General features: G+C 69.0%; 11 protein-coding genes. 4 read left to right on the top strand and 7 right to left on the bottom strand.

The window, feature by feature from the left end:
- The first annotated feature begins 26 nt into the window (after positions 1-26).
- Positions 27-2168: a glycogen debranching protein GlgX gene (glgX, locus tag AACL56_RS33450; RefSeq protein WP_339094909.1), complete on the top strand. Its 2142-nt coding sequence runs from the start codon at positions 27-29 to the stop codon at positions 2166-2168.
- Between the two features lie 73 nt (positions 2169-2241).
- Here glgX and AACL56_RS33445 read toward each other — a convergent pair whose 3' ends face one another.
- Genes AACL56_RS33445 through AACL56_RS33435 form a run of 3 tightly spaced genes read right to left on the bottom strand, consistent with a single transcriptional unit; the run spans position 2242 to position 4335 of the window.
- Complete coding sequence (locus AACL56_RS33445; protein WP_339094907.1) at positions 2242-2946, bottom strand: NAD(P)-dependent oxidoreductase; 705 nt, start codon at positions 2944-2946, stop codon at positions 2242-2244.
- Between the two features lie 10 nt (positions 2947-2956).
- On the bottom strand, positions 2957-3433 hold the full coding sequence (locus AACL56_RS33440) for an AtaL-like protein (RefSeq protein WP_339094905.1): 477 nt from the start codon (positions 3431-3433) through the stop codon (positions 2957-2959).
- A 35-nt stretch (positions 3434-3468) separates the two neighbouring features.
- A complete protein-coding gene (locus AACL56_RS33435; RefSeq protein WP_339094903.1) occupies positions 3469-4335 on the bottom strand; it encodes an SDR family oxidoreductase in 867 nt (288 codons plus the stop codon).
- Positions 4336-4434: 99 nt separating this feature from the next.
- Here AACL56_RS33435 and AACL56_RS33430 point away from each other — a divergent pair, with 99 nt between their 5' ends.
- The gene (locus tag AACL56_RS33430) at positions 4435-5328 is read left to right on the top strand and encodes a LysR family transcriptional regulator (protein WP_339094901.1); all 894 of its coding nucleotides are present in this window, start codon (positions 4435-4437) and stop codon (positions 5326-5328) included.
- A 90-nt stretch (positions 5329-5418) separates the two neighbouring features.
- Here AACL56_RS33430 and AACL56_RS33425 read toward each other — a convergent pair whose 3' ends face one another.
- Both AACL56_RS33425 and AACL56_RS33420 read right to left on the bottom strand, forming a co-directional pair.
- Positions 5419-5781 carry a hypothetical protein gene (locus AACL56_RS33425; RefSeq protein WP_339094899.1) on the bottom strand — a complete coding sequence of 121 codons (363 nt, stop codon included), beginning with the start codon at positions 5779-5781 and terminating at the stop codon, positions 5419-5421.
- A gap of 139 nt (positions 5782-5920) precedes the next feature.
- The gene (locus AACL56_RS33420; protein WP_339094897.1) at positions 5921-6751 is read right to left on the bottom strand and encodes a TatD family hydrolase; all 831 of its coding nucleotides are present in this window, start codon (positions 6749-6751) and stop codon (positions 5921-5923) included.
- A 175-nt stretch (positions 6752-6926) separates the two neighbouring features.
- On the opposite strand from AACL56_RS33420, the gene AACL56_RS33415 reads away from it, so the two are divergent.
- Complete coding sequence (locus tag AACL56_RS33415; protein ID WP_339094895.1) at positions 6927-7907, top strand: ferritin-like domain-containing protein; 981 nt, start codon at positions 6927-6929, stop codon at positions 7905-7907.
- A 91-nt stretch (positions 7908-7998) separates the two neighbouring features.
- Here the strand turns inward: AACL56_RS33415 and AACL56_RS33410 are convergent, their stop codons facing one another.
- Positions 7999-9990 (bottom strand): HEAT repeat domain-containing protein, encoded by a 1992-nt coding sequence (locus AACL56_RS33410; RefSeq protein WP_339094893.1) that lies wholly within the window; start codon positions 9988-9990, stop codon positions 7999-8001.
- Between the two features lie 216 nt (positions 9991-10206).
- On the opposite strand from AACL56_RS33410, the gene AACL56_RS33405 reads away from it, so the two are divergent.
- Complete coding sequence (locus AACL56_RS33405) at positions 10207-12003, top strand: ATP-binding response regulator (protein ID WP_339094891.1); 1797 nt, start codon at positions 10207-10209, stop codon at positions 12001-12003.
- A gap of 52 nt (positions 12004-12055) precedes the next feature.
- On the opposite strand, the gene AACL56_RS33400 is transcribed toward AACL56_RS33405, so the two are convergent.
- On the bottom strand, positions 12056-12709 hold the full coding sequence (locus tag AACL56_RS33400) for an antibiotic biosynthesis monooxygenase (RefSeq protein WP_339094889.1): 654 nt from the start codon (positions 12707-12709) through the stop codon (positions 12056-12058).
- Positions 12710-12741 lie beyond the last annotated feature (32 nt).

Below are 12741 nucleotides of genomic sequence, written 5' to 3'. Positions count from 1 at the left end.
ACCGTCAACCACCGGAGCCCTGCCCCATGTCCGTTTCCTCATCCTCTCCCCTCCCCCTGGAAGTGCTGGAGGGCGTGTCGCACCCGCTGGGGGCGACCTTTACCGGCGACGGCGTGAACTTTGCCGTGTTCTCGGCCCATGCCACGAAGGTGCAGGTCTGCATCTTCGACGAGGCCGGCACCACGCAGGTCGGATGCGTGACGCTTCCCGAGTACACCGACGAGATCTGGCACGGCTTCGTGCCGGGCCTGCAGCCGGGCGCGCGATACGGCCTGCGCGTGCACGGCCCCTACGAACCAGCGAAGGGCCATCGCTTCAACCACCACAAGCTGCTGCTCGACCCCTATGCCAAGGCCTACATGGGCGAGCTGCGCTGGGGTCCGGAGCTGTTCGGCTACACCGTGGGCCACGCCGACGCCGACCTCAGCTTCGACGAGCGGGACAGCGCGCCGCTCATGCCCAAGTGCGTGGTGGTCGATTCGCGTTTCGAGTGGACGCAGACCGACGCGCCGCGCGTGCCGTGGAAGGACACCGTCTTCTACGAGACCCACGTGCGCGGCTTCACCATGCAGCACCCCGCGGTGCCGGAACACTTCCGCGGCACCTTCGCCGGCATGGCGCGCGACGAGGTGCTGGCGCCCATCCGCGCGCTCGGCGTCACCAGCGTCGAACTGCTGCCGGTGCAGATGTTCCTCAACCAGTCGTCGCTGCTCGAGAAGGGCCTGACCAACTTCTGGGGCTATGACACCATCGGATTCTTCGCGCTCGACCCGCGCTACATGGACGGGCCGCACATCGACGAGTTCAAGCACATGGTCGACCGCTTCCACGCGCACGGGCTCGAGGTGATCCTCGACGTGGTCTACAACCACACGCCCGAGGGCAACGAACTGGGCCCGACGATCTCGTTCAAGGGCATCGACAACGCCAGCTACTACCGCCTGATGCCCGACGGCGACGGGCCCGGGCCGCGCTACTACATCAACGACACGGGCACCGGCAACACCGTGAACCTGAGCCACCCGCGCGTGTTGCAGATGGTGATGGACAGCCTGCGCTACTGGGTCACCGAGATGCGCGTGGACGGCTTCCGCTTCGACCTCGCGACCATCCTGGCACGCGAGCCGCACGGCTTCGACGAAGGCGGCGGCTTTCTCAAGAGCTGCCGGCAGGACCCGGTGCTCTCCAGCGTGAAGCTGATCGCCGAACCCTGGGACATCGGCCCCGGCGGCTACCAGGTCGGCGGCTTCCCGCCCGGCTGGGCCGAGTGGAACGACCAGTTCCGCGACACCGTGCGCGCTTACTGGAAAGGCGACGAAGGCATGGCCGGCAAGCTCGCCCAATGCCTGACCGCGAGCGGCGACCGCTTCAACCAGCGCGGGCGCCGGCCGTGGGCCAGCGTCAATTTCATCAGCGCGCACGACGGCTTCACGCTGGCGGACACCGTGAGCTACAACGACAAGCACAACGAGGCCAACGGCGAGGACAACCGCGACGGCCATTCGGACAACCGCTCATGGAACTGCGGGGTGGAAGGCCCCACCGACGACGAAGCCGTGCTGGCGCTCCGGGCACGCCAGCAGCGTAACCTGCTCGCGACGCTGCTGCTGTCGCAGGGCACGCCGATGCTGCTGGCAGGCGACGAGTTCGGCCGCTCGCAGCAGGGCAACAACAACGCCTACTGCCAGGACAACGCCATCTCGTGGGTCGACTGGACCGCCGCGCACGGCGAGACCGGGCAGGCACTGGCCGGTTTCGCATCGCGACTGCTGGCCTTGCGCCACGAACTGCCTGCACTGCGGCGCAACCGCTTCCTGGCGGGCGCCTACTACGAAGGCATCGGCGCGAAGGATGCCACCTGGTTCACGCCAGCAGGCGAGGAAATGCAGGCGCCGCAGTGGGAAGACCCGCAGACGCGCTCGTTCGCACTGCTGCTCGACGGCCGCGCGCCCGCATCGGCGCTTCCGGTCGAAGCGCATGACGCGAGCGTGCTGCTGGTGTTCAACGCCTGGCAGGACCCGGTGCCCTTCGTGCTGCCGACCCCGCCCGCGGGCGCGTGGACGCTGCGGCTCGACACGGCCGATCCGGCGCTCGGCACCGGCGATGCACCGGGCGTCGCCGACTACCTGGTGACGGGGCGCTCGGTCCTCGTGTTCACGAGTTCCTAGGCACGGCAGGCACCTGGCATCGCGCCCCGCGACCCTGCGTGCGTTCGCGGCACGCGACGCCAGCCCGCGCCGCTCACCAGGAAATCAGGGGTGAGCGATGCAGCCAGGCGTTGCCTTCGACCTGGTCGAGGACGAATGCCGCTGCGTCTGCCCTCGCGATGGTTCCCCCATGGAAACCCGACAGGTCCGTGAGCGCGCGCACGGCGGGGCCGGGTGCCTTGTCATTCAGCACCGAGGGCCGCACGAGCACCCAGTCCAGGCCGCTCTCCCGGACGAGGGTCTCCTGCCGGTCCTTGTCGGCGTAGACCTTGCGCAGCAGGAGAGGAAGGATCAGCCGGTCGAACACGAACCCGCCATGGCCGGCGCTGTCGCCCGCGCCCATGCCGGTGACGCAAACCAGCCGCCTGACGCCTTCGGCCTGCATGGCTGCGACGAGGGACCGCGTGGCGGATGAAAGCACGGTCACATCCCGCCAGGGGCTGACGGGCGTTCCGAGCGCACTCACCACGGCGTCCCTGCCCTGAAGGGCGCGGCGCAGGGCGCGTTCGTCACGCGCGTCGGCGACGCTGATCGATGCGCCCTCCAGGCCGGCCGCCTTGTCCGGCGAGCGCACCAGCGCATGGACGTCGTGGCCGCGTGCGAGCGCCTGCCGGACGATCAGGCGCCCCATGCCGCCGGTGGCGCCGAGCACGAGGATCCTGCTTCGCCTCGGCCCTGCGCCGCCGGTGCGAGCGTTGCCGCTGTTGTTGCCGTTGCCGGCGGTGTCGTGTGCGTTCATGGCATCGCACTCACAGCTTGCCCTGGGCGAGCAGTTCGCGCGTGCGCGCGAGCGTCGACAGCAGCGCGCTCCGGTAGCCCCGATCCGCGCTGTCGAACTGCGCCTGCTCGGCCTGCGCCTCGGGGCCGCCCGGCGCCTTGCCGCGCAGGCCGAGGAGGCAATAGAACCGCAGCTGCAGTTCACCGGCCGCGTCCTCGAACAGCTCGTTGACGATCGCGCCTTCGCGCGGGCCCGTCGCCTGGAAGAAGGTGACCTTGCGCTGCGGCTCGAGCGTGATGATCTCGCGCAGGTCTGCGCCTGCGATGGTGGCTTCGCGCACGAAGTGGGTCGTGCTTTCTTCCACGACGTCGCAGCGCGTGCAAAGGCCCGGCGGGAGAAAGAGGCGTGCATCGCGCGCCTTCAGTTCAAGGCCCTTCCAGGCCTGCGCGCGGGTGAGCGGTGTCTGGCCGTGGGGGTTCACGGCCACGGTGGCGGTCGAATGGATCATGTGGAATCCTTGTCTTGCGTCGCGGGTGCCGGCGCTCAGGCCGAGGCGGAAAGCTCGGCAGCGAAGTCGCGGTAGGTGCGCAGCGGGCGTCCCAGCAGCGCCACCAGGCGTTCCACGTCGCCGGCCTCGGGATTCATGCCATCCGACAGGAAGCGTTCGCTCATGAGGCGCATGTCGTAGGCCATCCAGCCCGGCATGAAGTTCTGCAGGTTCTTCTCGAAGCCTGCGGTGTCGTCGCCGCCGTAGACGACCGGGCGGCCCAGCACCGCCGACCAAGCCTCGGCAACGTCGGCGCCCGTCAGCGTGTCGGGGCCGACCAGGTTCATGCGCTGCAGCGGCAGCGGCGCGGATGCGTCGCGGCGCATCAGCTCGAGGGCGGCGATCTCCGCGATGTCGCGCGTGTCGATCATCGCGAGCCCCTTGCTGCCGACCGGCATCGGATAGACGCCGTGCCCGAGCACGACATCCTTGATCGTGAGGTCGTTCTGCATGAAGTAGGCCGGCCGCAGGATGGTCGCCCCGAAACCCATCTGCTCGAGCATGCGCTCCACGCCGAACTTGCCTGCGAAGTGGGGCACGTTCAGGTATCTGTCGCTGTGGATCACGGACAGGTAGACGACCCGCTCGACACCCGCGTCGCGCGCCAGGTTGAGCGTGATGAGGGCCTGAGTGAACTCGTCCGGCACGACGCCGTTGAGCAGGAACAGGGTCGACACCCCCGCCATGGCGCGGCGAAGGGCCTCGACATCGAGCAGGTCGCCCTGCACGACCTCGACTCCCTCGGGAAATTCGGCTTTCGACGGATCGCGCACGAGGGCGCGCACAGCCGCGCCGCGGCTGGAGAGTTGCTGGACGACCTGGCGGCCGATGTTGCCGCTGGCGCCGGTGATGAGGATGGTCATGGAATTGCTCCGGTTCGTTGAAGGAGCCTCGATCTTCAAAGTTCCAGCGGCGGTCCGATAGCCTCTATATTTGGATACCTCGTCTCACTGTTGGAACACATGGACCTGCTTGCCCTCACCGACTTCAACCTCGTGGCGCGCCACGGCGGCTTCGGACGCGCTGCCCGGGAGTCCGGCCGGCCCAAGGCGACCTTGTCGCGCCGGGTCGCCGACTTGGAAAGCGGCCTCGACCTGCGCCTGTTCGAACGCGGCGCGCGCACGCTGAAGCTCACCGAGGAAGGCCGCGCGCTTCACGAGCGAACCTCGGTGCTGCTGACGGAACTCGAGGAGACCACGGCCGCGATCGCATCGGGCGGCGCTGCGCCCCGCGGCAGGTTGAGGGTGAGCGCGCCGCTGCTGTTCTCGCAGGCCGCGATGGGCAAGCTGGCCGGGCGGTTCGCGCTGAAGTACCGCGACGTCCGCCTCGAGGTCACCACCGAGGATCGCACCGTCGACATGGTCGAGGAAGGTTACGACCTCGTGATCCGCGTCAACCCGGACCCCGATGCGCGGCTGATCGGACGTATCTTCCTGAGGGACCGGCTCCTGGTGGTTGCAAGCCCGGATCTCAAGCGGCCCGCAGGCCTTGCACCGGTGCCTGCCGTGCTGCGTGGAGGCACAGGCGACACGCCTCCGGCATGGAACGTGACCCGCGCATCCCGCACGAGGCGCATCGCCGTGAAGCCCGTGCTGCGCCTGTCCTCGCTGTTCATGGTGCGCGACGCGGTCAGGGCGGGCGTCGGTGCCGCGCAATTGCCCCTGTCGCTGGTCAGCGGGGACCTGGCAGCAGGAACCTTGCTGAACTGGGGCGATGTCGAGGGGCCGGAGATTGCCCTCTGGGCGCTCTATCCCTCGCGCAGGCTGCTCAACAGCCGCGTTTCCGCATTCCTGGGCGTGCTGAAGGAGACCTTTCCGATGGGCTCGCCCGAAGAACTGGCGTCCTTCATCGACTGAACGAAGGACAGCGAAGCCCGGCGAAGACAGGCACGGCGCGTTCGCCCCGAGACCCGTCTTCGCGCAGGCGCGCGGTGCGCGCCGTGGCCGTCATTGCGGGCTGGGTGTCTGCCCCTGGCCGGTTCCCTGGGTGTTGTTGCCCGTTCCCTTGTTCGACTTCATGTCGCGGTTCTTGCCGGCACCCATGCCGTTCGTGTCCGACGACCTCGGGCTCGCCATGTTGCCGCCCGATGCGCGGCCACCCTGGTTGGCGGTCGTCGGCGCGGTCGTGCCGCTGGTGGGACCGGTGGAGGTGCCGGGCTTCTGCTGCATGGCGCCGCTGTCCGGGCTGTTGAGACCGGGGCCCCCTCCTCCACCGCTGCCGCTGCCGCCTCCGCCTCCCGCCTGGGCCATGGCAGACGCAGCGCCCAGTGCGATGCAGCTCGAAAGAAATACGGTGGCGATACGGTTCATGTCGGGTCCTTGAAAAAACAAAGTGATCGAAGAACCCAATGAAGTCGGCTCGCGGCGTTGCCCGGGTGGGGCGGCATCGACCGTCCTTGTCAGCGAAGACGCTCCCTGTGCCGGCACGCGTGCACCATGAAGCACCGCCTTACGCGTCCGGAAGGCCGAACATCCGGCGGGTGTTCGCGCTGCAGGCGCGGATGATGTCCTCGACGTCGCGTTGCATGAGTTCCGCCACGCTGGCAGCCACCCACGGAAGGTTCGCCGGTTCGTTGTGCCCGCGGCGCGCGCCCGTGTTCTTGGGAAACAGGTAGGGCGCATCGGTTTCGAGGTGCAGGCGGTCCAGCGGCATGGCCGGCACGGCTTCGCGAAGTGCCTGGCCACGCTGGAGGTCCGTGACCCAGCCGGTGATGCCGATGTCGACGCCCATCTCGAGGAAAGCCTCCGCCTCGGCGCGGTTGCCGGTGAAGCAATGCACGACGCCGCGCGCACCGGCAGCCACCACGGGCGCGAGCATGTCGTGGAAATCGGCGAACGCGTCGCGGCAGTGGAGAAAGAGCGGCTTGCGCGTTTCGACGGCCATCGACAGCTGCTGCTCGAATGCGGCGCGCTGCGCCTGCGGCGTCGAGAAGTTGCGGTTGTAGTCGAGGCCGCACTCGCCGACCGCCACGACCTCCGGGCGCTTCCAGAGTTCGACCAGTTCGTGGAACGTGCGCGCGTCGCACGACTTCGCATCGTGAGGGTGGACGCCCGCGGTCGCAAACACGACGCCCGGGTTCGCCCTTGCAAGATCGAGCGCCAGGCGGCTGGATGCGAGCGAGGTGCCGGTGGCCAGGATTTGCGCGACGCCTGCCGCTTTCGCGCGTGCCAGCAAGGGGGATGTGATGGCCGCGAGTTGCGCGGAGTGGAAGTTGACGCCGATGTCGACGAGTTGCGGCCGTTCGCCTGTCGATGCCATGTTGTTGTTCTTGTTGTTCATGTGCCGATGGTAAGCGCGCGATGGCAGGCGCACCGTGACGGGATGGACTACAGAAGCCGGCGGCAGCCGCCGACCCGGCGGTGCCCACGGGCCGCCAAGCATGGAGAAAACAACGCGAACAGCTCGTCTCGTTTCGTTTCACGCCAGCTTTACTCCACACCATCCAAGGAACGCCATGACCCAGATCACGAAGCCCACCGGTCGCGATGACCTCAACCTCGACCCGATCACCGGCGAGCCCGGTGCCCATCCGCTGGGCACCGGCGCAGGCGCCGCCGGAGGCGCAGTGGCCGGCGCGGCCGTCGGTGCGGTCGGCGGACCCGCCGGTGCGGTCGCCGGCATGCTCGTCGGCGCCGTGGTCGGCGGCCTCGGCGGCAAGGCGGCCGCGGAGCGCATCAACCCGACGGCGGAGCACAGCCATTGGGAAGACGCCTACACCCGCGAGCCGTACTACGAACCCGGCCTGAGCTACGAGCACTATGCGCCGGCCTACGAGCTCGGCTGGAGCCGCCGCGCGGTGGTGGACGACGACTTCGCGGCCGTCGAGCCGTCCCTGGCGCGCGAATGGGAAACGCGCCGCGGCACGTCCTCGCTGTCGTGGGAACAGGCGCGCCCTGCGTCGCACGCTGCCTGGGAGCGCGCCGACCGGCTCTACATGCGCGAGGAAGACACCGCGTTTCCCGAAGGCGAACCGCTATCCAACGACGACGTAGCCGACGTGCTGAACGACCTGATCGAGAACACGCGCGACGGCGAAGCCGGCTTCCGCACCTGCGCCGAGGAAGTCAAGTCCGCGCGCCTGCAGGAGGTGTTTTCCGTCCGTGCCGCCCAATGCCGCAGTGCCGCGACGCAGCTGGCCGAACTGGTCGTGTCCTACGGCGGAAAGCCGGCCGAAGGCGGCACCGCTTCAGGCGCGCTGCACCGCGGCTGGGTGCAGGTCAAGGCAGCGGTGGGCGCCAACAGCGAACTGTCGATCCTGGAAGAGTGCGAACGCGGCGAGGACGTCGCGGTGGCGCGCTACCGCAAGGCGCTGAAGCAGCAACTGCCGCAGGGTGTCCGCCAGGTGGTGAGCACCCAGGCGCAAGCCGCCCAGCGCAACCACGACCTGATCCGTGACCTGCGCAACGAGGCACGGGCGGCAGCCGGCCGCACGTGACGGGAAAGACGCCCGCGAGCCCGGCAACGCCCTGCGGAAGCCGGCTCGAAAGGGCCGGCCTTCCGCAGCTCGACGACGAGCTTCGCGCCGTCTATTCGTAGTGGACAGTGCCGAGCTGGACGCGGCGTGACGCAGCGCTGCGCGGCAAGGCCCCTTCGTCCTCCTCCGATGCTGCGGCCGCTTCTTCAAGCGCACTCCCCACGTCGTCGCATCCAGCCGGCAACGCCGACAGGATGCGGCGCAGCGCCGGTGCATCGCACACGTCCGCAAGCGCGCTGGCCGCAGTGGACTGGACATCCGGATCGTCATCCTGCAGGGCGTCGACCAGCAGCGGCAGCACCTTCGACGGCGTGAAGAAGCTCAAGGCCCACACGACGCGCCTGCGGACCGGAGGGCAGTCGTCGTTGAGCAGCGCCTGCAACGGTTCGATGGCGCGATCGTCCGCGAGGGCCGCCAGGGCCAACGCTGCCTCGCCGCGCACATCCTCGTCGTCGTCATCGAGCAGCGCCGTCAACGGCCTCATCGCACGCGGGTCCGGCAGCTCGCACAGCGCTTGCGCGGCCGCCGCGCGAACATGGCCGCTCCCATCGCGAAGCAGATCGAGCAGCACGGGAACGGCCTCCAGCCCTCCCCGTTGCGCCAGGGACTTCGCCAGGTCGCATCGGGCGAAAGGATCGCCTTCGGGGTCGGCCATGCAGTCCAGCACCTCGGAGGGAATCGGTGCATGCGCCGACAGGACCAGGGACTTCGCGGCCACCCTGCGGACATCGGTCGCCGCGTCCGCAAGCGCCTCAAGCAGCAACGCTTCGCCTGCGGTGGCGTCGATCCTGGCGATGGCCTCCAGGGCCGCGATCCTGCATTCCTCGGTGCCGTCACGGCCGGCCTGCATCAGGAAAGGCAGCGCACGCGCGTCGTTCAACGCACCCAGCGCGCCGCAGGCGACTGCCCTGACGCTGCCCACGGCGTCCTTCAATGCCAGGCACAACGGCTCCAGCGCCGCCATGCTTGCGGGGACCTCCGGATCGAGAAGCCACTGGAGCGCTTCGGCCGCAGCTTCCCTGGTCTCGGCGTCCGCGTCGCCCAATGCCGCGCACAGCACGGGCAAGGCCTCGACATCGTGCGCACTGCCCAGCGCCCGCACGATCTCCGTGCGCACTTCGGCAGACTCGGCCTCCTGCCCGAACGCGTCGATCAAGTGCGCAGTGGCAGCCTCGGTTCCGAGATCGCCCAATGCGGCTGCGGCGCCGCGGCGCACTTCGGCGTCGGTGTCGTTGCGAAGCCGCTCTGCCAGCGCACCGATGGCCTGGTTCGCACCCAGCGTTCCCAACGCGCCGGTCGCCTCCCTGCGCGCTTCCGAGGCCTCGTCGGCCAGCAGCGCCATCAGCCCGGGAATCGCTTCGGCGGCCGAATAGCGCAGGGCCCGCGCCGCGTTTTCCCTCACGCCGGCCGACGGGTCGGACAGCGCCAGCAGCAACGCGTCCAGGACGACTGGCGTCTCGCCGGCGTCATGCTCGCCCAACGCGCATGCCGCGGCGCTTCGCACGAGCGCGCTCGGGTCTTCGAGCGCGCGGACCAGGTCGCCGGCCACGCCCTCGGGCTTCAATCGCTCCAGTGCCATGACGGCGCGCTCGCGCACCTCGGGCGCTGAATCACGATGCAGGCGGTCCGTCACGGCGGCCACGACGTCGCTCGCCTCGAAGGCCGAGAGTGCAAGGACCGCCTCCATGCGCACGTCGGCGCTTGCATCGCCGAGGGCCGCGAGCAGCGCGGCGACCGTGTCGCCCGGCATGCGTGCCATGACCTCCGCCGCAGCCGATCTCACCGACGGGTCCGGGTCGTCTGCCAGCGACTTGAACAGCGCCTCCTGCAACTGCGCGTGTTCTTCGGGTTCATAGCTCGCGAGCGCATGGACGGCGCTCGCGCGGATGTAAGGGTCCGGGTCGGTCGTTGCCGCCAGCAGGGGTGCAACGAAGGCCGCGCAGGGCGTGTGATCCAGGCTGACGCGGGGGTGCCTGTCGCCGGCGTCCTGGCCTCTCAAGGCATCGATCCGCTCTTCGATCTCCGTGACGGGGGTGGGGGGCATTTTTTTGGGGTGGTGTGCTTCGCGGGCCGTCGCCGTTGCGCGTTGGTCAGTGTGCCGGGCGCCGAATATATAGCGCCGACCTGCACACGCGATGCCTGAAGATGCCACGGACTCGCCGACCCCGTTCACCTGAAAGCATTCCTCCGGTTCGAGCAGGCATCCCGCCGGGCAAAGAAGGAAAATGGGTCCGGCTCCGCAACCCATCCACCCCACGCGTTGAACAATCCCGCCATCGACCCATCCAGCAGCCAGCGCGTGCTGCACGAGCACCTGTCCTCGGTCTATGCATCGCGCATGGCCGGCGTCTGCGGTCACCTGTGCTTCACCTTCATCGGCGGCGCGATGGGCTATTTCTACCTTCACCTGCCCTTCGTGCTGCCGTTCGTGCTGCTGCTGGTCTGCGTGAACCTGTACGTGCTCTCGACACCGCGCTGGCATGCAGGCGTCGCGCTGGCCGATGGCCGCCGCTGGGCGCGCCGGCACACGCGGCAGATGATCCTGATCGGTGTGGCCACCGCACCCGTCCCCTGGTTCTTCGTGTCCACGCAGAACCCGGAAGTGACCGCCCTCATGGCCATCCTGATCATGGTCGGGTGCGGACTTGCCATGCAGTCGCTGTGGCCCATGACGTCGTCGTTGTTCGGCTACGGCATCCCGATGATGGGCGGATTGATCACTGCGCTGCTTTGGCACAGCGACGGCGTGAACCTGTTCCTGGCCGCCGTCGGCACGGCCTACCTGCTGTTCGCGCTGCGGCGCGGCGTGCTGCAGAACAGGCAGCTGACGGACGCGCTGATCCTGCGCTTCGAGAACGAATCGCTGGCAAGCCGGCTGGGAGAGCAGATCGCGGCCACCGAGCGCGCGAGCGTGGAAAAAACCCGCTTCCTCGCGGCGGCCAGCCACGACCTGCGCCAGCCGCTGCACGCCATCGCGCTGTTCGGTGCCGCACTCCAGAATGCGCTGCACAGCCACCCCGAGCGCCAGAACGCGGAGCGGCTCATGCGCGCGGTGAATGCACTGGGCAGCTCGCTGGACACCATGCTCGATGTCTCGCGCCTCGATGCCGGCGTGATCACGCCCGATGTGCAGCTTTTCCAGGTCGACGCGCTGCTGGTCTCGCTCAACCACGTCTTCCTCGCCCGCGCCGAGCAGGCTGGATTGCAACTGCGCATACAGGCCAGCGGTGTGTGGGTGCGCAGCGATCCGCAGTTGCTGCAGCGCATGCTCTCGAACCTTGTCGACAACGCGCTCAAGTACACGGTGCGCGGCGGCGTGATCGTTCGCGTGCGAAAGCGCGGCGAGCGCGCGTGGGTCGAGGTGCGCGACACCGGCATCGGCATCGCGCCGGGGCAGCTGGAGCGCATCTTCGAGGAGTTCTACCAGGTCGGCAACCCGGAGCGGGACCGCGCGCGCGGCCTCGGCATCGGGTTGTCGATCGTGCAGCGGCTGTCCCGGCTTCTCGGCCATCCAATCGAGGTGCAATCGCGCATCGATCGCGGCACGCGCTTCCGTGTCCTGCTGCCTGCCGCAGCAGCTCCGCCGGCCGGAACGCCTTCCATCCCGCTGCCAACTGTTCATGCGCAGCATGAGCAGCCACGCGGGCAGGCGCCCCGCCCCCGGTTGCCGGCCTTGTCGCGGCGCGTGCTGCTCATCGACGATGAAGCGTCGATCCGGCAGGCGATGGTCGAGCTGTTGCGCGCCTACGCCTTCGATGTGCTCGCCGTGGCCGACGAGGCCACCGCGGCCATGGCGCTGTCCCAGGCGGAGACTGAAGAGCGGCCGTTCGAACTGCTGCTGTGCGACTTCCGGCTGGCGGACGGCGGCAGCGGACTCGACGCGGGCCTGCGCCTGCGATGGCGCAACGGCAGGCGTTTGCCGCTGCTGCTGATCACGGGCGAGACGGCGCCCGACCGGCTTCAGCGCGTGCGCGAAGCCGGCGTGCCCGTGCTTTTCAAGCCGGTGGACCCGGACAAGCTCCTCGACGCCATCGATGCGGCATTGAAGGCAGCCTGATCCCGGCGACAGCGCCCCGCCGTCGTGCCCGCGCGCCGGCGCCGGGCGATCGTCACCGCATGTCCGCGGGCGTGGCCGAATAGGCCAGCTGGTACAGCTGGTGTTCCATTTCCGCGGCAGCACCCGCGGCATGCAGCGCAGGCGCGGACAGCTCGCCATCCATCAACGCCGCGACCGCCCGCGGGTCGTAGCCGCAGGCCAGCAGCACATGGTCGGCGAAACGGTCGGCGTTTCCGCGGATCGCCTGTTCCCGGGTCGGCGGGATGGGCGGCGGTTCGTGCCGCAGCAGATGCAGCCCGACGAGGCCGGGGCGCTCGCGCAATGGCCCGGCGAGCTCGCGCACCGCATCGCGCAGACGGTCTGCCTGCCCTGGCGACGGCGACAGGCGAACGGCGAGCACGGCCTGCCCAGTCACGCCGCCTGCGCTCTCGAGAACGCGGCACTGGCTGCGCACCATGTTGCGGTGGTGTGGCATCAGCCGCGTGGACCAGGAGGTCGGCGCGTTCAGCCGGCTCGCATACGCCGGCGAGGACAGCACCTCGAAATCCTCCAGTTCGTAGAGGACGAAGACGCCCTCGCCGCCATCGGCGCTCGACCACCGCGACGCACGACGGAAGCCCGGAATGCCCAGCCGCTCCGGAAAGTGTTCGTGGGCATGCCAATCCTGGAAATCGCCGCGCACATCCGCGGCCATGTCCCACCACATGGCGAGTGCCGCCTTACCTGACAGAGACATAT

This window comes from Variovorax paradoxus, assembly GCF_902712855.1.
Classification (GTDB): domain Bacteria; phylum Pseudomonadota; class Gammaproteobacteria; order Burkholderiales; family Burkholderiaceae_C; genus Variovorax; species Variovorax paradoxus_Q.
Note: the sequence above shows the minus strand (reverse complement) of the source record. Positions and strands in the feature narration are given on the sequence as shown.

Coding starts and splice junctions, on each gene's coding strand:
- AACL56_RS33440 (WP_339094905.1), bottom strand. CDS start 3,433: ATGATCCATTCGACCGCCACCGTGGCCGTGAACCCCCACGGCCAGACA.
- AACL56_RS33445 (WP_339094907.1), bottom strand. CDS start 2,946: ATGAACGCACACGACACCGCCGGCAACGGCAACAACAGCGGCAACGCT.
- AACL56_RS33425 (WP_339094899.1), bottom strand. CDS start 5,781: ATGAACCGTATCGCCACCGTATTTCTTTCGAGCTGCATCGCACTGGGC.
- AACL56_RS33410 (WP_339094893.1), bottom strand. CDS start 9,990: ATGCCCCCCACCCCCGTCACGGAGATCGAAGAGCGGATCGATGCCTTG.
- AACL56_RS33420 (WP_339094897.1), bottom strand. CDS start 6,751: ATGAACAACAAGAACAACAACATGGCATCGACAGGCGAACGGCCGCAA.
- AACL56_RS33430 (WP_339094901.1), top strand. CDS start 4,435: ATGGACCTGCTTGCCCTCACCGACTTCAACCTCGTGGCGCGCCACGGC.
- glgX (WP_339094909.1), top strand. CDS start 27: ATGTCCGTTTCCTCATCCTCTCCCCTCCCCCTGGAAGTGCTGGAGGGC.
- AACL56_RS33400 (WP_339094889.1), bottom strand. CDS start 12,709: ATGTGGTGGGACATGGCCGCGGATGTGCGCGGCGATTTCCAGGATTGG.
- AACL56_RS33415 (WP_339094895.1), top strand. CDS start 6,927: ATGACCCAGATCACGAAGCCCACCGGTCGCGATGACCTCAACCTCGAC.
- AACL56_RS33435 (WP_339094903.1), bottom strand. CDS start 4,335: ATGACCATCCTCATCACCGGCGCCAGCGGCAACATCGGCCGCCAGGTC.